This is a genomic window from Acanthopleuribacter pedis (assembly GCF_017377855.1).
GTDB classification, from domain to species: Bacteria; Acidobacteriota; Holophagae; order Acanthopleuribacterales; family Acanthopleuribacteraceae; genus Acanthopleuribacter; species Acanthopleuribacter pedis.
The window spans coordinates 92,908-115,567 of sequence record NZ_JAFREP010000002.1 but is presented as its reverse complement, the minus strand read 5'-3'; the positions used below and the strand labels follow the sequence as shown (position 1 = coordinate 115,567).

Below are 22,660 nucleotides of genomic sequence, written 5' to 3'. Positions count from 1 at the left end.
GGTCTATTTTTAGGAGTGCCCATGTTTCCGAAAGTGCCCCAACAACGCGTCCGTTCCCAATCAGCCCCCTTACCCAACTCGGGTCTTAAACCACTCGGTAAATCCCCCAATCCGTTGAAATTGGGCATGGATGATTCTCCCAAAATGGGACCGCTTCCTTCTCCCAAAAAGGAGAACCAGCACATCGGCCAACTGGTCCCCCTACAACAGGTTCAATTGGAAAATCCCAAGGTCGTGAACCCCAAACGCATCCAGTTGGTCCAGCTCCAAATCAAAACCGATGACACGGACATCAAAAATTCGGTCCAAAACCTCAAGGCAAAAGTCAAAAACGTGTTCGACGCCTTTGCATTGGTTCACAAGGAAAACTTAGTCGATAACCGCAAAGGCACGGTCCCGGTCTATACCTTGCCCGAATTTTTCTGGAGCGACTTTAATTCTACTCTGACCAAAGACGAACAGAACATATTGATCCAGGAAATTAAAACCCGTGCGCAAGGTGATGAATTTGAAGGCGCGGTGTTTGTGCTCGGCACCATGGTGAGTTCCGAAGCCCCGCAAAGTTTGACGTCTCTGTTTCCCCAGGATCTGCAAAAGATTCAACAGCAGTTGGGCGACCTGTCCCAACTGACCACCAAAGACGATATAGACTTCGAAGAAACCTACGTTCAAGCAATGGACCACGGCATTGAAGACTGTTCCACCGACCAACATGAAGCGCGCGCCTTGTTGGCCACCATTGGTGACATGATGGAAGCGCGCCTGAAAAAACAAGACATTGATCCCAACACGCCGTTGGACGGTTTCGACGACCTGGAATTTGATCGCGACCAAGCCATGGACAAAGTTCTCAAGCGCGTGCACACCATGTCGACCCACCGCGAAGCCCTGACCATGGTTTCCACCATCAAAACCTATCCAAGCAGTCAGACCCTGACGAAATTCCTGAATGAAGTAGACAAAAATGATTTCAAAAACGCCAAAAAAACCATCGCCAAGTTCTTCGACCCGGGCGTCCCAAAATACGGGATGAACGAAGTGCGCATGCAGTGCCTCGCCGAATTATTCAAAGCCGTTGGCGCCAAGACAAAAAACTTAAAAGCCGTGGCGAAGGATTTCCGCACCTTCTATTTCCCCAAGTCCGCAAGCAATCAAGAGCGTGGGAAATTCGAAAAACGAGTCAAATTAATGAAATCCACCCCTAAAAAACTTGGCAGCCCAAGCTCGATGTACAAATTGACCGAAAACAAATCCATGGTGATCGAAGGCGGCAAAGGCGGCAAGGTCGGTTTTTCCAAAAAACTGCTGCCCTCGCACGCGGACTCACCGTCCTACTTCGAGAACCGGGAATCAGATAAACTGATACCGCAAAAGCTCCAGAGTTCCAGTATCATCGCGAACCCCAAACAAGATAGCCATGATCTCGGTGGTCAAATTCAAAAACACCACATTGACGATTCAAATTTCATCTTCAAAAGTCCCAAAACCGGTATCGATTTAGGGGTGACCATTTGCCGCGATTACAGCGACGGGGTCTACAAAGATCATTTCGACGGAACCGTCAAAAACCAGATCGACCACTTGCAAATCGTCTCGGCCGGGGTTCCAAAGATTGTAGAGAACAAAGGGAGTGGCAAAACATCGGTCGGCCTAAACGACGGCCTGTCGGGTAACTCCCAATTCGTAACGACCGATGACCTTCCTCACAAAGGTGGCCAGGACATTCGCACGGACATCGTTGAATACAACCCTGACACCAAAGAATTCACCTACTTGCCGCAAGGTATGGGTTTTGAGAAACAGGGCATGAACCTGGAAGACAAACATTTTTCCATGGGGATCAGTAAACCAACCCACTTGAAGGATCACAATCTCTCCTCCCTTGGCTCCTTTAAAGACGACACCAACGTCGGCTCCGTCAAACTGATGGAGAAAATGATCCAGGATCACGAAACCTCGATTTCGTTATGGCAGGACATGGTTGCTGAACTCGAACCGATCCTGACAGCGATCACAAAGGATGTGATCGAGATCGATGAAATCACCATGAAGCTCACGCGGGACAACGACGCCAAATTGGAATTTGAGAAAAAGAACGAGGGACAAAAGTACGTATCACCCCTGAACCATGAAGATTTGCAATCGCAGCTGGAGGTGCTCCATGACAAGGTTGCGCCATGGATTGATCAAGTCAACCAAGACGTGCTGCTTTTGAGCAAAAACGGCGATCAGCCCTTCGATAGAACCGAGGGTAGCAAAGTTCGCAGTTTGCTGCGGGAACGGGTGGAAACCTTCAAGGCCAATATCTCTGGAAGCACGAAAATTGTTAACTACAACAAAGAATCACTCAACCGGATCACCATCGACCGTCTGAAGAGCCAACAACAATTGGTTTAAAACCAGTCCCCGGAGACTAACACGGGCGCCCTAGGCGCCCCAATGGGACCACCTCGCGGTACTGCCAAAGGACCGCGACAACCCCCTTGTTCAAGGGGTTCCTTTCTGGAGAAAAGACATGCAAGCCGTTACCGAAACCGTCAATCAGTGGTTACAACAGATGAGTTTGGGCTGGGAAGCCCCGCTATCCTTGGATGAAGAAGGAACCTGTTCCATCCGATCAGGCAATGGTTATTTGCTCGAACTGTACGTGGTGGAAGCCGCCGCCTGTTGTTATTTCAGTATTCCGTTGATGCCCGTGCCCCATGATGATCGCGAGACCTTCTACGAAACAGTGCTGGCCTTCAACGTCCACCAACAAGAAACCAGCGGCGGAACCCTTGCCGTGGACCCCAATGAGAAACGCCTGATGCTGTGCTATTCACAGCCGGTCCCCGCGTTGACATCTGAGTTGTTCAGCAACCTGATTCAAAACTTAATCAGCAGCGCGGCATCTTTGGAACAAAAACTAACCGAACGCCAAATGGAAGCGGGGTCCGAAACGGATTCGGCAGGGTTCGCACAACCGGCGTTCACTACCGATACAACAGACCGGGGTCAGGTCGACCACCAACCAGCGCAACACCAATTCAGCCACTTCATGAGTCTGGTGTAAAGCGAACGGCGCCGACGGCTCGTAGCTAGCCCCACCAAGGTCGCAAAAAGACTTCGCGGCACACGCCCGGGGAAACATCGGCCGCTCAAAATCAGCCAAGTGCCCCGTTGGTGGGGACCTCAGCTTCTTTCGGGTCGCCCGGTTGCGATGCCGGCCGCGACCCATGGTTATAATGGCGCTGCAGGAGCCGGTGCCCTCGTTGCTGGGGCGAGGACGAGGCGGAGGGGGCGGCGCGTGTCGGAGACAAAATCTGGGCGATTCAGGATCGGAACCGTGGTCGCCGATTTCGACACCAATCGCATCCATGGCGAATCCGGCGAAATCAAAGTGCCGCCAAAACCCATGGCCCTGCTTTTTGTGTTGGTCGCACGCCGCGGGCAGCCTGTTTCCCGCGCGGAACTGATCGAATCCATTTGGGAAGGCAATGGTTACGTGGGCAAACGCGGCGTGACCGATGCCATCCATCGGTTGCGCAAGGTCCTTGACGACCGCTCCGAAACACCGCGGTATATCGAGACCATCCCCAAGACGGGTTACCGCCTTTTGGTCGATGCGGTCCCGGAACCAAAAGAAGCGGCGCCCCAAACGACGGATCCCGGCGCGGCCCCGGTGACGACCCCGGACAGCGCGGCCCCGCGCCGGTTCGCGCCTTGGCCCCGGGCCCGCCAGGCGGTGCCGGTCCTCATCCTGGCGATGGTAGCCGCGATTCTGTTGTTTCGCGCCGATGAACCGAGCCGGCCAACGGTTGACACACCCAAACCCGTGAACATGGTCCCGGTCACCTACCAACCGGGCATCGAACACGATGCCGCGCTTTCGCCCGACGGCTTGCGCCTGGCCTATGCCTGGATCGCCAAACGCGGCAGCTCGCGCATCATGCTTTTGGACCTCTCCCAACCCGGCGGGACAGCCCACGCCCTTAACGCGTTACCCGGCCTGCAACGGTTCCCAACCTTCTCCGCGGATGGAACGCGGCTTGCCTATGTTCGCCTCGGTCTTCCAACCGGACCAATCATCGCCGTCGTCGACCTCGCAACCGGCGAAGAAACCGCGTACGAACGAATCGGCCTGGTCGGGGGCCGGCCGATTGACTGGTCGCCCGTCGACGATCACATCGCCTACGCCCGTTACGACGTCCGCTCCGGTCGCGGCGGCATCGGTTTACTCGACCTGAAGGACGGGCAAACCCGTTGGCTCACCGCCGCGCCGGTTTCCCATCACTTCGTTGATCGGGCACCGGCCTTTTCGCCCACGGGTGAACGGATCGCCTTCTTGCGGTCGAGCGGCATGGGTGTTGACCTGTTTACGGTCGATGCTGAAGGCACCACCCGCCAAATCACCCGCATCGGCGCGGAGATGTGGGGGCTGGACTGGATGCCGGACGGGTTGTCCCTTGTGTTTGCGGCCCCAGGGAAAGACGACCAGGGTGTGAACGCGGCCTTGTGGCAGACAGATTTGAGCGGCACGGTTCATTTCCTGGGCGGTGCACCCGAGAACCAATATTTCCCCGTGGTTCATCCCAGTGGCGCTTCAATCTATGTTTATGTGACTCGGCCGCGCATGGAAATTAACGCCATCACCCTCGGCCAAGCCGATACCGCGCAACCCGATCCGTGGATTACCTCGACCGGAACCGACCAGGACGCACATTATTCACCGCAACGGAACCAACTCGTGTTCTCCTCTACCCGCGACGGCGGCGGTGAAATTTGGACATCGGATCCCAACGGCGCCAACCCCGTTCGGCTCACCACGCTCAGACGGCGGGCCGCATTCCCGCGCTGGTCGCCCGACGGCAGCCAGATCGCATTTATCGCCCATGATCGCGCCCGCACCTTACACGTACTCGATCCCGAATCAGGCACGCTCAGACGGCTCGGCGAGGAAGGCGCCTTTCACGTCTGTCCCTCATGGTCTCGCGACGGCCGCTCGCTCTATGCCGTCAAACAAGTCTCCGGTTCATTCAACCTTTGGCGGCTCCCCGTTGACGGCGGCGTCGGCGAGGCCGTCACCGAAACCGGCGGCTTTTACGGTCAGGAATCACCCGACGGGCAAACCCTCTACTTCACCAAAAGTCTTGAGCACGGGTTGTGGTCGAAGCCGGTGAACGGGGGCGAGGAACGGTTGGTGATTGATTGGAAAGGGCTTAACGGCATCACCTGGCTACCGCTTGCCGAGCACATTCTTTTCCTGTCCAACGACGCCGACGGCGCGACGATTCAGGCCTTTGATTTGGCGTCCGGTCATTCACGGATCCTCGTTAAGTTCGCACCCGAGGTGGCCGTCGCCGCGCGTCCCTGGAGCCTGATTGAAGCAACAAATCAGCTACTTTTCACGCGGTCGGTCGAAAACGAAGGCGATATTCGCCGCCTTGACCTCGATTGGACACCTTGACAACGATCTATGTAAACCTTTGAAAATAAACACACCTTGTATAAATCGATAAAAAATCGAGCGGCCCTTACCTGTCCATCCGGCCGATCTTCTCGTAGGCTCCTTCAAATCATCCCCTGGAGGCCTCATGAAGTATTTTACGCCCGCTCTTTTTGTTTTTTTTGCAACCGCGCTTTCGGCTGAGACCCGCTTAATCGTCCCCTGGGTCACCAACAACGATTCATTCCAAGCAACCCTGATCATCAACAATCTGGGCAACACCCAAGCCGAGATTCGCCTGCATGCGATCCGACCAAGTGGGCAAACACCCGACATGGAGACACGCACCCTCCAAATCGACGCCCTTGCCCAACATACCGCCGCCTCCGCGGATCTATTCCCGGAGCTTGGGACGGGAAGCGGGTACATGGTCCTGCTGGAATCGGCGCGCGACAGCGTCAGCGCGGGCCTGGTGGTGACCGCAACCGGCAGTGCATCGGGCAGTTCACCGGCCCAAGCGGACGTGCTCGATCCCGAACAAACAGCCAAAACCATCCTGTTCAATTTCCTGACCGCCGGGGCGGCCAACAACCCATCGGCCCCGGTCATCGTCAACCCCGGCGCGGTCGAAGCACAGGTCACCTTCTTCGCGTACCAGAATGGCAGCCAAGCGGGTACGGCCACACGAACCATCGCCGCGAACAGACCTTTTGCCGAGACCGCGACCTCGCTTTTCCCGGAACTTTCCGGCGCGCTTTACCTGGTCGCGCAAAGCGATCAGCCGATTTTGGGCATGGCCTTCATTTTTAACGAACTGCTGGAACCCGCCATGGCGGCGGCAACCCCGATTCCCGCCTTGCCCGGCGCCACCGAGCCGGTTCGGCCTTATGTGGATACCTTCGTTGCCATGGGTGTTGGGATGGACGGCTTCATCATCGATGAAGCGGGCAACCTTTACGGCGCCGGCGGCTGGTTAAACGACAATGTGATTCGTATCGCTCCAAGCGGGGAGGTAACCACCCTGGCCACGGGCTTGCGTGGACCCGTGCATATGGCGCGCGATTCCTCGGGCAAACTGTACGTTTCCAATTTCAACGACACCTCGATTCGGACGATTGATGAAACGGGTCAGGTAACCCTGTTTGCGCGTGGGCTCGATGCCCCGGTAGGGATGGCCTTTGACGCTGACGGCAACCTGTTCGTCTGTAACTACGGTGGGTCGGCGCCGGGCCGCACGATCTCAAAAATCACGCCCGCCGGTGTGGTCTCTGTTTTTGCCAACGACCCCTTGCTCCATACACCCATCGACGTGTTCACCAACGCGGACGGATCCCTTTATGTGGCCAATCAGATCGGCGGCGCGATTTTGCATGTGGACGTGAACGGAACGGTCAGCCTCATCGGGCAAATTCCCGGTAACCTGGGCCATATGGCCGTCGTGGGTGACAGCTTCTACGCAACCGGCGATACCTTCATCTACAAGATGACACGCGCCGGCCGGGTAACCCTATTCAGCGGCCAGGGTGTGGAAGGCGATGCAGACGGTGCATTGAGCGAGGCCACCTTTCGCAGACCGAACGGCATCGCCCTCGGTCCCGACGGCCGTACCCTCTTCATCGGATCGGCTACGCGGGGTCAACCAAGCGGATCCGTGCGCAGAATCCACCTGGAATAAGCGGCTGGGGAAAGCCGCATTAAAATCTGTATGGAACACGGTCATTTCAGAGAATGCCCCGCGGTTCCCACGAGAAAAGAGCGATCCGCAAAGCGCGCTTGGGTTAGGAAGCCCGTGTCAAAACGCTTGATGCGGGCTAACGCTTTGCTTCAGGGATGCGCCATAAGTCGAGGGTTCCTGAGTCGAAGTTGTCAATCAAACGAACCTCGGCATCGGCGCTGAAGTAGAGGCGGTCGAGGTAGCGGTCGGTCGCCGCGTTGTTGGGCCATTGGAAGGAAACCGCGGCCGACACGGCGCCCTCGGGAACCGCGCCTTGCCAAAGGAAAGGGATCCATGAGGATTCGGTCGCATTTGAAGCCACGGTGCGTTGCTGGGTGGCCAGGATCGCGCCTTCACAGCTTCCGTCGCCGTACCAATCGACGCGGATTTGCAATTGTTCACCCGCGGTGTCGGGTCCGATTTGCAGCAGGCCGCCGATTTGCCAAAAGGGTTGGTCCGGCCAGATGATGCATTGGCTGAGTTCCAACGGGGTTTCGGTAGCGGGGAACCGCGCCGACCCGGACGTTCCCGAACGCGAGGGGTCCCGTTCGCTGAAGCTAACCGCGCCGTCGCCTTGGGTGGCGATCCAACCGCCGAGGTCCTGGTCAAAATGAGGGTTGCGCAACAGGTTGTCGCCGAGCACCCGGAAATCAAAACGGTAGTCGCCGCCCGGCTTGTTGTCGCCATCGCCGTCCAAGGCGATGTTCTCGAGATCCACCAAACCGCGATCCCCGCAAATCAGCATACGGTACAAGCCCGCGCCGAGGGCTGTCTCCCGTTCAAAACGCACGGCCGCGGTTTGCTGTTTCGGCAGCCAAACCACACGCGCAACACCCACGAACGCATCGTCGCCGGAGGGTTGATCACCACAGGTTTCGGTTTGGAACAGGCCGTCCACACCCGCGCCAACCAGTTGGTAGTGGATGGGATTGGTCACATCCGCGGTTTCACCATCGCCGGGGGGATCCTGGAGTAATTCGCTGAATTGCAACCACATTTGGGTTTCACCCAAAACGAGTTCGCCATGCTCCGAGATCACGCGCAAACCAGGCAAAAAGGTCCCGGTGACACCCGGTCCCCCGCTGTCGGATTGCACGGTCTCAGATTCGCCGACCCGCACGGTTTCTTGAACGGCCAGTTGCAAGGCGAGTTGGGTGACGTCGCTGTCGCCCACCCCGATGGTTTCCTGGACCATCACCTGGACGGCGAGCATGGGTTGCGGGTCATCGGTGACCTGAATCGATTCACTAACGCGAATCCAGGTGGCCGGGGCCACGGTATCGGCGTCGGCAACGGTCACGGTTTCCTGCTCGTTGATTTGCACGGCGAGGGCGGTTTGGTCGCTATCGGCCACGGTAATGGTTTCACTGACCTGAATGGTCACCACCGGCGGACTCGGTAAAAGCACGTTGTTCAACGCCAACATATTGTTGTCACCGTCGGGATCAACACTGGTGGTCACGGCACTTAATTCATTGGTCACGGCGTATTCAGCCAGCATGCCGCGATAGCGGTGGTTACTTTCGTAACGCCAGGTGGACAAAACGGCACCGTCGAGCGGGTTGATTTCCAAGAGGTTTTGTTGCGGGCTCCCGTTGGCAGCAAAACTGTTCACAAAAACGCGGTCGCCGCGGCTAACCAATAAATCAAAAGGCGCCTCAAACGTATTGCCGGCGTCAATGGGTTTGATCTGTTCCTGGGTGAAGTTGGTACCACTGATTTTAATGATGCCGCTTTGTTGGTCGGCCACCCAGAATGCGCCGGCGCTGTCCCGTGCCAAGGCGCTCGGTGCCAGCAACAAGTCGCCACTGGTTAGCAGCGTTTGATTGCCGCCGTCGGAACTAACCCGAAAGAGGGTGTTACTGCCGTCGAGAACCACGACGGCGCCGTCGTCGTCGTTGATGATGTCCTGGGGAAGGCTGATGAGCGAGCCCTCGGCGAAAACCGATTGGGCGCCGCTGACGGGGTCAACCGCAATGATCGAACCCGGGGCGGGCAAGCCCTCGGCAAAACCTTGCGGCTCAACGACAAGGTAACGGCCTGGCTGAACAACGGCGGCACGGGGGTTAAACAAAAGCTCCCCGGAACTAAGCACAACGGTATTGGACTCACCCAGCAGCAAGAGCCGGCCGTCATTGACGGGGGTTTCGCCGTTGGCCAGAACGGGATCGCCCTGGTCGAGCACCAAAAATTCACCGAGCCCGTTAACGATCAAACCGGTGGGGTCGGTCAGATCCCCAAAGGATTGGAGCAGTTCCAAGGTGGTGGCGTCGGGCAGGGCGCGAAACAAGGCGGCGGGTACGCTCGAGGGGTCATGGCCGATGGTAAAGATTTCAATTTGGCTGGCGGCGTCACGCAGCGGCAGGCTCAGTTCCACGGTGTAGGTTTCGGTTTGAGAGACGCTTAGGTCCCCCACCGTCCAAAGGATCCGGTGTTGGCTTTCGCTATAATCCCCGGCCGGCTCCTGATTCACCAAGGTGGTACCGGGCGGCAGAACCATGGTCAAGGTGACCCCGGTGGCCTGGTCCGGTCCGTTGTTGGTGACAGTCGCGGTGTACAGCGCCGAGCCGTCGAGGTACGGCTGATCGGGCGCGATGGTAAGCCCAACCTGCACATCGGCTTGCCAGGCCCACAGCGACGGAAATACCGGTAGTAAAAGGAAAAGAAGGAAACGCTTGTGCCGCACAACGAGCCCCTACGAGGAGAAAGTGATTTCCAGGGTGACTTGAATAATTTGACCGGTGGTTACATTAATCGGGCTCGCCAAAGTTTTGCGGGTTAACACACTACAGGAATCAGGCGAAGCGGCACATTGGGTGGTGTTATTGGTCGTCCCGTTACACAAGCAGAACCAGGAGACAACGGAGCTCACCGTATGGGTCGAGGTGGCGGTGACACTGCCGCTCAAGACGAGGGTTTCGAAGTTTTGCCCGGTGATGGAACGCACCAGGTTGGTGGAATCGTAGGTAAGGCCCGCGTTAAGCGAGGAGGAACCGATTTCACAAGACCCGCTACAGGGCCCGTTGCCGGCATTGTCATCAAGAACCAGGTAACTGCCCCCGATCACGGCTTCCGCATTCAACAGGGCCGTCAACACACTCGCCCCGACCAGCGCATTGTGAAAGGTGCGGGTCGACGCCTCGGAACCGTCGGGATTCATTATTTGTATGGTCCACACCCCTTCCACGTGAATGGTGCCGTTTTGTTCCGCGGCGGGTGGATCCCCGGCAAACAGCAAGCCGCCGACCAGTGCCGCCAACATGATGGTGGTTTTAATCTTCATGAACGCCTTCCTTTTCTGTCGTGTGTTGCCGGGAGCCGGCCTGTCTTTTGCCAAACACCACGGTGGTTGCCTCACTGATCAACCCCGTGAGAAACAAAACGGAATGGCGCGCGGGCCAATCCGAGGTGTGTTCAATCATTTGCGTGTTGCTAAAAGGTTCGCGGCCAACTTCGCCGCGGTCGCGCCAGACGACGCTGTCAAAATCAACGGATCCGCGGAAGTCACCGAGTTCAGCACCGGGTAAACCCAAACGAACAGCGGTCACAACACGCGATCCATTGTGTAAATCCGTAAAGGGGGATAAGGGCGCATCGTCGAGCCAGACTTGGAACACACCGTTCCCCTCCCCGGCCACCCATTCAAACTCGACGGCATGCCAAGCCGCGCTGAGCGCCGGCCCGGCCTCGGGCGCGACCACCCGCGGCGTTTCTCCATTTTCAGCCACTTGCCAGCCAAGCCGCATCGCCCCTTCAACACGGCCGACGGTCACGGCCAGACACAGCGTTTGTTCCTGGTCGGCCTGAAGCAGGGTGCGTTGTGTCCCTTCATCCAGCACCAGATCGCGCAGGCGTACGTAAAAGCGCAAGCGCATGCGCTGCAGCGCTTGCTCGCTGTCGGCGATGATTTCAAACGGGGCGGCCCCGGCGCTGACGCGCAAACCCTGGGTACCGCGATGCTTGGCCGCGTCGCTTAAGCCGACCCCGGCACAAAGCGGGAGGGCGGAAAACGCGACCAAGAAAAAAAGAATCCGTGAGAACACGTGGCGCCTCGCAAAGGAGCACGGGTTATCCCGTGGGTTGGTTGGCATTGGCTAAGGTTGATTTTTGGGATCCCTGGATAAGTCTTATCTTACGCTTTTCGAGCCCGTCCAACAAGATCCTCAAGCAGAGAATGGCGCGGATCAGGGTTTTTTAGCCTCCGGCGAAGCCGTTTTCCGTCGTATTTCGGGATCGAGCGGTACCCAACCTCGTTCCCGCGCCCAGGCAAAAAGCGCCTCGCCCGCTTCGCTTTTCTCCTTGGCCAGGCGGTATTCTTCTTGGGTTAACCTTCGTCCCGCTTGCGCCGCGGCCCCGACCATGGCTTCTACTTCTTTGTGCAGAATGGCGGCGCGGTTGACGCGAACCCACACGGCTTGGCCGTCGACCTGTTCGATCAGGGCATTGATACGCAGGGCCTCTTGCCAATCCCCCGCCACCACGGCGCGCTGTTCAATGTCGCGCAGCAACACGGCAAGCACCTGTTTTTTGGAGAGGTTTTTCATATACAGGCCGGCTTTGATTTGCGCCTTGGTGACCCCGGTCTGTTCTTGAATCCAAACATCGCGCGCGGTTTTCCCGTTGGTCGCTTCCATGTTGACCCATGCGCCGGTCTGGCGGTTGCGCATGCGAAAAAAGAGGTGGTGGGGCGCTTCCACGCCGTAGAGTTCCAGGCCGGGATCGACGCGCTGCAAGACGGCCCAGTACAAGGTGGGCATGCTGACACAATTTCCGAGCCGCGTATCAATGTAGGTGCTGAGCAGCCGGTTGTGGCCGCGATCCCCAAAGGGATCGTCTAAATCGTAGCGGTAGACCTGGCTGTTGTTCCAATGCCCCGGCTGGTACAACACGATTTGGGTGATCATCAGCACCGCCATGTCGTCGTTGTCGCTGGGTAACCCGCGCTGAACGACGGCGGCGATTTCGTCGAGGATCGCGAGATAACGGGGGATGTCCAGATCCGGTTGCACGTGTTTGGCCAAAATAAGCGCCCATAAACCCATGTCGATTTCGGCCTCGACGGCGTTGGGCAAATCCCAAATGGTTTGGCCGCGATAGGTTCGATCAGGCAGGATTAGCGCGGGCTCGGCCTGCCCCTGAAGGCAAAGCAACATCATCAAATACAGCATGAGCAGATCCTTGGTCACCCCAACCAGTGAAAACAGGGCGCGAACACTTCAGATCGCCCGTATTTCTTGTGGGAAATGCGGGCTGGAAAAAGAGGCTGGTTTGGTGTTTGATGGACACACCGAAACCACCCAAACCGTCAACCTTAAGGATACGTGATGACCCCAATCATGACACAACTGATTTCTCTTTTGCTGCAAGGGCTGCGGTTAACGGCGATTGCGGTTGCGATTTTTATGGCGGTTCTGTTTTTTGCGCAGCGCTATTTGATTTTTCCCGCCCCGCGCGAACCGCTTCCCAATCCTCTGCCGGCGGATGTCACCCGGATCGAGCTGGGCCAAACCTACGGCCTGTTCCTCAACGCGGCGAAAACCGAGCACGACCGCCGACCACTGATTATTTTTGCCCACGGCAACGCGGAGTGTGCCCACCATTGGATCGACAGCTTCCGCTGGTACCGGGAACAGGGGATCTCGGTGTTGCTGCTGGAGTTTCCCGGTTACGCGGCGGCGGGCGGCAGCCCCAGCTTTGACAGCCTGCGCGAGGCGGTTTTAAGCGGCTACGACACCATGGTCGCCCGCGCGGATATCGATCCGGCGGCGGTGATCGCCTACGGCCGCTCCATCGGCGGCGGACCCATCGGTCTGTTGGCGGAGGAACGCCCGGTGGCGGCACTGATTCTCGAATCTTCCTTCGCCTCACTTAAGGATTTGGTTTACCACCACCGCAACCCCGGCTTTTTGCTGCGCGACCGCTTCGACAACGGCCCGATTGTGGCGGCCTTGGAAATTCCGGTGCTGCTGGTCCACGGTACCCAGGACCGCATCATCCCGATCAAATTCGCCCACCAACTGCGCGACTTGGCGGCCGACGCCACCTTTCACGAATTGGCCTGCGACCACAACAACTGCCCGCCGCCGCTGTCCTATGTTCGCAAGTTCCTTCACGAAAAAACGGCGATCCGTTTGGCGGAAAACCCGGACGGCTGACCAAAAGAAACGAAAAACGGTCACCGGTTTTCCCGGGGCTTTGCGCTTAAGGTAAAGGGACCGCTTTTAAGCATCCCCCTACCGCGAAAAAAGGAACAGCATGTCGTCCATCCACTACAAGGCCCCCATTGTCATGATTCGTTTCGATGACAACCGTTATCTCGCCGAATCGCTCCTCTGGCCGGAGTACGGTTCCCTCAATGAAACGCCCGAGAAGGCGGTCGAGAAACTAACCTACCTGCTACAAAATAGCTTGCCACGCGAGAACCTGTTCCAAACCGGTCTTAACGTGCAGGCGGCGGACCCAACGATAGAAACCATCACGCTTTCCCTGGAGAGGCACCCAACCAACTTGGGCTTGAAGGGCGCGCTGGAACTGACCATTCCCGTGGTGCGCTACCGCAAAGAACAAGCGTCGGGTGGGGTGTATTGGATCGGCCGCGTTCCTTGGATGGATCTTGAATTCTCGGCAAGGCGCGAGGAAGAGTGGCGGGAAACGGCCGAAACGGAAATCAGACGTTGCCTGTTGCGGCGCCGCGGCGCGCGAAGCCTCACCAAACTGTTTAAATGTGTCGGCGTCGAGGAACTCACCCTGCAAACGATTGATTTGGAAGTAACCTTTCCCACCAGCCTCGAACACGACAAAGGCGACGGCCCCAAGGAAGACGGCGGGGTGCTGAAAGCGGTTACCCATCGTTTTTTGGGCAAAAAACCCGCGGCGGTCTTCGAACGTGACGCGGAAATGAAACGCCTTGCCGCGGCGCTGATGCGGGAAAACCGCCGCGGGGTTTTGCTGGTCGGCCCCTCGGGTGTCGGCAAAACCGCGATCATTCGGGAGACGATCAACCAACGTCGCCACCTCGGCATGGGGGAAACCCCCTTCTACGAAACCAACGGCGCGCGGTTGATCGCGGGTCAAACCGGGTTCGGCGCGTGGCAGGAACGCTGCGACAAACTCGTCAAAGAAGCGCTGGACGAAAAGGCGGTGCTGTACCTGGGCTCGCTCTACGAGCTGAGCCACGTGGGGCAATCGGAGAACATGAGCCAGGGTATGGCCTCGTATTTCCGCCCCCACATCAACCGGGGTCGCCTGGGCGTCATCTGCGAATGTACGCCCGAACAATACGCGCTCATTGAGAAAAAGGATCCGGTCTTGCTCCAGGCCTTTGATCGCATCGACATCGCGGAACCGGACGCGAACAAACTGCGCCGTATTTTGGCCGCGGCGGCGGACCCGCTAACGCGGCGCCGCGGCATTACCATCGAGGCGGCGGCCGCGGACCGCCTGGTCAGCCTGTTCCGACGTTTTGCCGGTTATTCGGCGCAGCCGCGGCCCGCGCTGCAACTGCTCCAGCACCTTTGCCTCGAACACCGGCGGGGCGAAACCCTTACGGACAAAGCGGTTCTGGCTTCCTTCAGTCGGAGCAGCGGCCTGCCTTTATTTATTTTGGACCGCACCCAACCCATGTCGTTGGCGGAAACCACGGCCTTCTTCGAAACGGCGATTATCGGCCAACGCACGGCGATTCGCCACGTGGTCGACATGTTGGCGGCGATCAAAGCCCAACTCACCAAACCCCAACAGCCGATTGCCTCGTTTTTGTTTATCGGCCCCACCGGCGTCGGTAAAACGGAAACGGCCAAAGCGATTGCCACATGGTTGTTTGGCGATGCAAACCGCTTAACCCGGTTTGATATGAGCGAATTCTCGGACGCCCACGGCGTGCAGCGCCTGTTGGCGGGCGACAGCAAGGAACCCGGCCTGCTGATCGCGGCGGTGCGCGAACAACCGTTCTCGCTGCTGGTCTTCGATGAATTCGAAAAGGCCCACCCCAAATTTTTCGACCTGTTGCTGCAAATCCTGGGCGAAGCACGGCTCACCGACGACAGTGGTCGCCAGGCCCGTTTTGACAATACCGTGGTGATTATGACCAGCAACCTAGGTGCCGAACGTTTTGACCGCGGCACGGTCGCGCTTGCCGAAACCACGGGCGACGACCAACACGCGGCACGCCATTTCTCCCGCGAGGTGCGCAACTTCCTGCGCCCCGAGATTTACAACCGCATCGACGCGGTGGTGCCTTTCCACGCTTTGTCACAGGAAGACATCCGCGCGGTTACCAGGCTGGAATTGGAAAAGCTGCGTCGCCGTGCCGGTTTACAGGAGGCGAACCTAACCCTCAGCTTAGACCCCGAGGTGGCAGAGTTTTTGGCAAAACGCGGTTACGATCCCAAACTCGGGGCGCGTCCCTTGAAACGGGCGGTCGACCAACGCTTGGCCCTACCCCTCGCGACCCAATTGGCCAAAGGCAATCAGGACGGGATCAAGGGTTATCACGCCACCTTGCAAAACGAAGCGGTGGTCTTGCAAACCGTTTTTCCCACCAAGCAAACATCGGGAACCGGCGATCACAGGGGCCCGATCAGCGCGGATACCTTGCAGGCCGTGGCTTCTTTTCGATCCGAGGTTTATCGGTTTAACCAATCGGACCACTTGGAAGAGCTGCGCAGCGAACAGGTCCGCCTGGGCCAACAAATCACCCACTTCGCCAAACGGCGCGCCATCGCGAAAGCAAAGGGAAAAGCATCGTACCATTTCAACGAGCAAGCTGTTTTAGAGCGCCACCGCCGCATCAGCAACGATTTTGCGGCCTTGGAAAAAGTCAGCAACGACGTTTACGCCTTCGAAAACCAGGTCCATTTAGCATGGCACGGCTATTCCGAGAACACCGAGATCGACCTCACACAACAAGAAACGCTGGAGAACCGGTTTCATCGGATGATGACGCGTTTTTGGTGGTACCAGGTCGCCAATCCCGATCAGATCATCATCGGGATTTATGGAAAAGACCGCGAGAAAATCGAGCTGCTAACGCGCCGATACCTGAACCTAGCCCATGAACTCGACATGAAAACCGAGGTCGAACTCTTTTTCAACAAAATAGAGGCGGATCAAGCACAACCCAAAAAGAAGGGCGAAGGGCGCCGGCTCAGCGAAGCAGATCAAGCCAAAGCCGCGGCAAAACGCAAAAAGAAAGGCGGCCCGCCGCCACCGCGACGAACCTTACTGGCCGAACGCGGTATTTTCTTAAGCAGCCCGGAAAGCCGTTTCCCCATCGTTAACCTCAACATGCTGGAGGATCATTTTAAACGTAACCCGCGACAGATCCTCGGTCTTGCACTCGGCATTACCGGGCCGATGGCGCGCCTCTGGTTCAGCGCGGAAACGGGCGCCCACTATTGGATGTTCACGCAAGAAACCATTCAGGTTCACACCGAACAGGACGACTGGGCGCATTTCCTCCCGCCAAGCGATGTGGAACGGGATGAAAAAGATCCCGGTGTCTCCCGCCGCCGTGCCTACTACTCAGACAGGATTCAAACAATCGACCACAACCTAAGCGACAAAGTCGTCATGGTGAACGAATATCCATCTTGGGAAACCCTGATGCATGCCTCCCTGTACCGGAGCATGGTTTGGGAAGCGCGGAGGCATTTCACCCCATGAACATATCCCTGCCGATTTACGTGGTTCGTTCCCGCAACGCCAAAAACAAAACCGTATCCCACCGCGTCGTCCCCTTATTTTTGCCCTTCTCTGAATCGGTCCGACGAAACGACCTCACCGCGGCAACCAACAAACTGCGCGCCAAACTGGCAACCCGGTTCCACACCATCGCCTTGGACATCCACCATAAGCGCTTGCATTGGGAAACCTTTAGTCCGCTACTCAAAACGCATACCTTTTCTTTTAAAATTGAATTGCGTCGCGGCCTGCTCAATATCAAACCCTTGGTCGTCCTGTTCCAAATCGCCGACAAAACCCTGGGCCTGTTCCCGGCGTTTCCTACCTTCTGGTTCCTCATCCCCGAGGATGCCGAAACGGCGGTGGTCTGCGAGGAAGCCCTGACCCGGTTCCTGCGCGCGGAGGAAAAAGAAGAGCTGATCGAAGACCCGGAAGAGTTCCAAATCACGGGAAAGGAATGGATCACCTACATCGATTTCAACCTGCCGACCCATAAACAAGAGCGGCTTGCCTTAGAGGAACGCATCTTCTTGGGCAGCCGAGAGAAACCCAACGGCGCGGTAGAACTGGGCAAGGTCGGCACTTGTTTGGACTGGTCCGAACGCGAGGTAAACAAACCCTTCTGCCACGAGCCGGCCTTGGAAAAGTTGCGACGGCTCAGTGACCTCAGACCCTTTCCGCCGATCGTGTTAATCGGCCGACCGGGCGTGGGTAAAACCAAACTGATCCACCAGTGGATCGCCACCCGACCGTTCCGTGAAAACAAAAACCGGGGCAACACCTGGCACATTGCCCCGCAACGCCTGATTAGCGGCATGTCCTATGTGGGCCAGTGGGAGGAACGCCTGCTGGAAATCATCACGTACATGCAGGACAACCAACATTTTTTTTACTGTGACGATTTGCCCGGATTGTTCCGCGCCGGTCTTTCCGCCGGGAGCGACCTCAACGTGGCCCTCGTTCTGAAACGGTTCCTGGACGAAGGGAAGCTCAATTTCATCGGCGAAATCACCCCGGAGCGGTGGCGCAAGTTGCAGGAGTGGGACCGCGGTTTCGCCGATTTGTTCCACTGCATTCGGCTCGAGGAACCCACCCCGGCGCAAACCTTCACCACCCTGCTGGCGGGTTCGCGCGTTTTGGAACACCAACACGAGGTTACCTTTTTTCCGGGTGCCCTTCAGCAGATGATGACGCTGACCCGGCGCTTTGAAGGGGGCGGCGTTTTTCCGGGGCGCGGCATGGCGTTGTTGGAACAGGTCGCCAAGGAACGCCCGGCCCTTATGATCAAAGAAGCCGAGGTTATCAAGGTATACCAACAAAAAAGCGGCCTCAATCTCGCCTTTTTGGATAAAAACGCGCGCCTGACCCGTGAGGACGTCGAAGCGGAACTCGGCCGCGAGGTGAAAGGCCAAGATGCCGCGATCACCGCGGTCACCGACATCATCTTGCGCGCCAAAACCCGGCTGAACGATCCGGGCAAACCCTTCGGCACGCTGCTGTTCCTCGGGCCGACCGGGGTCGGGAAAACCCAGCTTGCCAAAACCTGTGCCAGGTTTCTCTACGGTGACGAAAGCAAACTGCTGCGTTTCGACATGAACGAATTCAACGGCTACGACGCCACGGCCCGTCTGGTAGGTGATTTCCACAATCCCAACGGCTTGTTGACCCAGGCGGTCCGCCAAAGTCCCTTTTCCCTGGTTTTGTTCGATGAAATCGAAAAAGCCGATCCCAGCGTTTACGACCTGCTGTTGCAAGTACTCGGCGAGGCCCGTTTAACCGACGGCAACGGCATGACGGTTGATTTTCGCAATACCATCATCATCCTGACTTCCAACTTGGGTGCACGCGAGGCGGGCAACACCTTGGGGTTTGGCGCCGGGCAAGGCACCGACGCCGTTTATCGCGGCGCCGCCCGCCGCTTTTTTCGACCGGAATTTTTCAACCGGCTCGATGCGGTGGTTCCCTTCAAAGCACTGGAGCGGCACCACATGCGCACGATTGCCGAAATCCACGTCAACCGCTTGGTACAACGGGAAGGGTTTAAACGGCGCCGCTGCACCATCACCTTGGATCGCCGGTTTTTGGACGCTTTGGCCGAGGCCGGATACCATCCGCAATTGGGTGCCCGCGCCCTCAAACGCACCTTGGAACAACGGCTGACCTTCCCCCTGGGACGCGCGCTGAGCAACACCAAACCGGGCGCGCCCATGGTCCTGCGCATCGGCGCCGGGGCGGACGGTGGCCTTTCTTTTAAAACCTATCGCCTGCGCAACCGACCGCGCCGTGTGTTTCACGCGCCCGTGGATGAAGACCAGACAGCCCTCGCCCAAACCCGTCTGGAACGACTGGCTGAAACCATCGAAGGTTTTGCACCCGAGGGCGAAACCGCCATCGATCATCTTTCCGACGCACAGGTTTTCTACTACAGCATGCGGGAACTCTGGGGACAGTGCCGCGATCTGCTCAACGATTTGTTTGCCTTTGAAGAACGCCTCCGCGAACCAACCCACTCGCCGGCACGGATCGGCGTGGAACGGCCCATTGTGCGCGATAAAAACCAAATTATTCAGTTACCCACAACGGTCGATGCCGACCGGCTCCTCGATGAAGCCGACACCGCCGCCCTGTGGCGCCATTGGCGCGACACCTACGGCCCCATCGAGGATCCGCTCGGCTACCGACGCCTAGCGCGCCGCCGTCGCTGGTGGCAAACGCTGGCCCTCGCCGAGGCTTGGGTGGCGGACGGACCGCTACCGGATGAGCGTTGTCTGATGCTGTACCTGCCCTTGGCGCGGGGAACCCACAACCACGCCGCAACCAACCTACCGTTCCTAGCGGTACCCACAACCCTTTTCCCCGGTATGGACATCCAAACCGCGCCCGAACAATCCGGGCAACCCCATCACGGTATCTTTTTGCAGGGGCGCCACGCGCACCGCCTGGCCGGCCTTGACCAGGGCGTCCATGTTCAGCTCACCGAAACCGGCCCGCAACTCTACTTGATGTTTGTGGTACTCATCCCGGCAGAGGTCACCGATCTAGGCAATTGGTATCGCCGCGAATGGCACCACAATCATGAAACCGTCTTGGAAAAAGCGTGGGAAGTGACCGAGCAGCTGCCCGACGGGCAGCTGCCGGACATTGTGCGTTATTTCAACCACACCGGTGTCTTTGATGTGGGTAGCGGCTTGTTCACCCCGGCCCAAAAACCCATTTCCGCGTTTCGCGAACGCGCCTTTTTGTTGAATTTCATCGGCCGCGAGCAAGGAGGTCCGGCATGAGTGTGATCCGCGTACCCATTATGATCGTTCGCCACGACCGCAACCGCTACAGCGGTTACCTGTTGCAGACCCGCAACACCGCACCCGCCTACGCCGAGAACAAAAAGAAGGTCAAACACCAGCTACAGGAAACCGCGCGGTATCGGGTCGCCAACGACGAAACCCTCGACACCCTGGAGGAACCGGCCTTGGTTTTGGAATCCCTGTTGCTCCAGCCGGCTTACCCGCACGAGGGCATGACCTTCCCCAGCGCCGAAACCATTCGCCTGCAAATCTACGTGCTTCGCGCGGTGGTTTACGACACACCCACCGCGCTGGTCCCCGCCCTCAACCTGTGCTTTTACTACAACAACGACAGCGATTACCGCGCCACCTTAACCCGTGAGGTTCAAGCCAAGGTGCGCGACATGGACCCCGGCGCGATGAGCCGCTTGTTTGTGCCCGGCGAGGTGGAACTGGACAAAATTTTGGTGCATCCCGCCAAGGAAAAGGAACAACAGGATTTCACCGAGCCGGCCACCTTGGCCCTCGTCGCTTCGCACCTGGAATCCCGCGACGTGAAACGCGCCTTCGGCAACGCCTGGTGTCGCGACGAAACCATCCAGCAACTGTCGCTCCGTCTCGGCCGAAGCGAACGGGGTTTGTTGCTGCTGGGTCCTTCCGGTTGCGGCAAAACCACGGTTTTGGTGCAGGCCGCGCGCCGCATCAAACGCGAGGAGCCAAAACCGCGCGACACAACCCAGGCACCCAGGTTTTGGATGACGCGGCCGGGAAGAATTCTGGCGGGTATGAATTACCTGGGCGAATGGCAGGAACGCGCCGAACAGTTAATCGAAGACATCCAAGCGCTGGACGGAGTTCTGTGTTTTGACGACTTAACCGATTTGATCCAACTCGGCGCATCGCACCCCAGCGAAAGCATCGCCGCCTTCTTACTGCCGTTCATCAAACAAGGCCTGCTGCGCGTGGTGGTGGAAGCCACGCCGGATCAGTTGCAGACCTGTCGCCGTTTGTTACCCGAGTTTACGGACGCCTTCGACATCCTCGTCTTGCCCGACCTCAGCGCCGCCAATCGCGCGGAAATTTTAACCAAAGCAGTCCAAATCGAGGCGGGCCGCCGCAATCAAGAGGCGGTGCCCGTGGTCGACCAGGTCGTCGGCGATTTGTTCGCCCGGTTTAAACCCTACCACCCCTTCCCCGCGGAACCGGTCCAATTCATCGCCGAGTTATACGAAGCCAAAGCCCGCCAGGGCAAAACCACGGTGACCGGCAACGACGCGGTGGCGCATTTCATCCACAAAACGGGTTTGCCGCCGTTGCTGATCGACGCGGAGCAAACCTTGGCCTGGGAGACGGTGCGTGACCGTTTGCACCAAAAGGTGGTCGCCCAAGACGCGGCTTGTGAACGGGTGGCCGACGTCATCACCACCTTTAAGGCGGGCCTCAACGATCCCGAGCGCCCGCTGGGCGTGTTTCTGTTTAGCGGACCCACCGGTGTCGGTAAAACCGAGTGCGCCAAAGCCACCGCCGACTATCTGTTCGGCCACGGCGAGGACAAAAACAAACGCCTGGTTCGGCTCGATATGAGTGAATACGCCTATCCGGGTTCGTCGCAGCGCCTGCTCGTCAAAGACGACGGCCTGCCCGCGGATTGGCTTGGCCAGGTGCGCAACACCCCGTTTTGTGTCGTGCTTTTGGACGAAATCGAAAAAGCCGCCGCCGATGTGTTTGATCTGCTACTCGGCCTGTTGGACGAGGGCCGCCTGCGCGATCATTACGGCCGCATCTCCCACTTTAACAGCACGGTGATCATCATGACCTCCAACCTGGGCACGGAACGCACCGCACCGGTCGGCTACGGCGAGGGCAACGCGGCGTCCTTCCTCAAAACCGCGATGACCTTTTTCCGGCCGGAGTTCGTCAATCGCCTCGACCACATCGTTGCCTTCCGCGCCCTGGACAGCACGGCGATCCAAAAAATCGCGGCCATGAATTTGGCCAAAATTCCCGAGCGTGAGGGCTTCCGCGAACGAAAGCTCAGCCTGACTTGGAATGACGCGGTCGTGGCCTTTCTGGCCGCACGCGGCTATGAACCGCGCTACGGTGCCCGTCCGCTTAAACGGGTGATCGAACAGCAGGTCATCACGCCCATCGCCCGCCTGCTGGTGGAACAACCGGAACTCGCTGACCGGCGCCTGCGTTTAGACCTGGTCGACAACAACATCCAGGTGTCTGTTGGTGAAGCGACAGCGGGATAACCCATTGGAGAGGAACTGTCGCTATTTTGACAGAACCTGACGCTATTTCGACACCTGACCTTATTTGAACAGCTCGGGCCAAAGGCACGACGGTTGCCCCAGCCATTTGAAGAGACCTGGGGTTTCGATATATGGGCGAAGCCTGATGGGGTGATTCTGTTGGTATTCAGGGGGTTGGGACCCACGACGCAGCATCCGGCCGGCCTCGCTTGATGCACGACCCATGTTCCCCCCCGTAAACTTGGAATGCGGCTTGCAATCGTCTAAGGAAGGTCGTTTAGACCTTATCCTCTATTCTCTC

General features: G+C 58.0%; 12 protein-coding genes. 8 read left to right on the top strand and 4 right to left on the bottom strand.

From position 1 onward, the window contains the following. Positions 1-21: 21 nt before the first annotated feature. From J3U88_RS02325 to J3U88_RS02310, 4 genes are all read left to right on the top strand, one after another. The gene (locus J3U88_RS02325) at positions 22-2,397 is read left to right on the top strand and encodes a hypothetical protein (RefSeq protein WP_207856516.1); all 2,376 of its coding nucleotides are present in this window, start codon (positions 22-24) and stop codon (positions 2,395-2,397) included. Positions 2,398-2,515: 118 nt separating this feature from the next. After that, positions 2,516-3,052: a CesT family type III secretion system chaperone gene (locus J3U88_RS02320; protein WP_207856515.1), complete on the top strand. Its 537-nt coding sequence runs from the start codon at positions 2,516-2,518 to the stop codon at positions 3,050-3,052. 234 nt (positions 3,053-3,286) lie between these two features. Then, entirely contained in the window at positions 3,287-5,446 is a 2,160-nt protein-coding gene (locus J3U88_RS02315) for a winged helix-turn-helix domain-containing protein (protein WP_207856514.1), read from the top strand. 127 nt (positions 5,447-5,573) lie between these two features. Beyond that, the gene (locus J3U88_RS02310; RefSeq protein ID WP_207856513.1) at positions 5,574-7,100 is read left to right on the top strand and encodes an NHL repeat-containing protein; all 1,527 of its coding nucleotides are present in this window, start codon (positions 5,574-5,576) and stop codon (positions 7,098-7,100) included. A gap of 136 nt (positions 7,101-7,236) precedes the next feature. On the opposite strand, the gene J3U88_RS02305 is transcribed toward J3U88_RS02310, so the two are convergent. From J3U88_RS02305 to J3U88_RS02290, 4 genes are all read right to left on the bottom strand, one after another. After that, positions 7,237-9,825, bottom strand: a complete 2,589-nt coding sequence (locus J3U88_RS02305) for a DUF11 domain-containing protein (RefSeq protein ID WP_207856512.1) — start codon at positions 9,823-9,825, stop codon at positions 7,237-7,239. Positions 9,826-9,834: 9 nt separating this feature from the next. Beyond that, positions 9,835-10,422, bottom strand: coding sequence for a hypothetical protein (locus tag J3U88_RS02300; protein WP_207856511.1), 588 nt, complete (start codon positions 10,420-10,422; stop codon positions 9,835-9,837). Further along, positions 10,412-11,182 (bottom strand): hypothetical protein, encoded by a 771-nt coding sequence (locus J3U88_RS02295; RefSeq protein ID WP_207856510.1) that lies wholly within the window; start codon positions 11,180-11,182, stop codon positions 10,412-10,414. Before J3U88_RS02295 ends, J3U88_RS02300 begins: the two co-directional genes overlap by 11 nt. A gap of 141 nt (positions 11,183-11,323) precedes the next feature. Beyond that, entirely contained in the window at positions 11,324-12,307 is a 984-nt protein-coding gene (locus tag J3U88_RS02290; RefSeq protein WP_207856509.1) for a transglutaminase family protein, read from the bottom strand. Between the two features lie 168 nt (positions 12,308-12,475). Here J3U88_RS02290 and J3U88_RS02285 point away from each other — a divergent pair, with 168 nt between their 5' ends. From J3U88_RS02285 to J3U88_RS02270, 4 genes are all read left to right on the top strand, one after another. Continuing rightward, positions 12,476-13,294 (top strand): alpha/beta hydrolase, encoded by an 819-nt coding sequence (locus J3U88_RS02285; RefSeq protein WP_207856508.1) that lies wholly within the window; start codon positions 12,476-12,478, stop codon positions 13,292-13,294. A 100-nt stretch (positions 13,295-13,394) separates the two neighbouring features. Beyond that, positions 13,395-16,802: an AAA family ATPase gene (locus J3U88_RS02280; RefSeq protein ID WP_207856507.1), complete on the top strand. Its 3,408-nt coding sequence runs from the start codon at positions 13,395-13,397 to the stop codon at positions 16,800-16,802. Next, on the top strand, positions 16,799-20,101 hold the full coding sequence (locus J3U88_RS02275) for an AAA family ATPase (protein WP_207856506.1): 3,303 nt from the start codon (positions 16,799-16,801) through the stop codon (positions 20,099-20,101). Before J3U88_RS02280 ends, J3U88_RS02275 begins: the two co-directional genes overlap by 4 nt. After that, positions 20,098-22,359 (top strand): AAA family ATPase, encoded by a 2,262-nt coding sequence (locus J3U88_RS02270; protein WP_207856505.1) that lies wholly within the window; start codon positions 20,098-20,100, stop codon positions 22,357-22,359. The genes J3U88_RS02275 and J3U88_RS02270 overlap by 4 nt, the downstream gene beginning before the upstream one ends. The last annotated feature ends 301 nt before the right edge of the window (positions 22,360-22,660 follow it).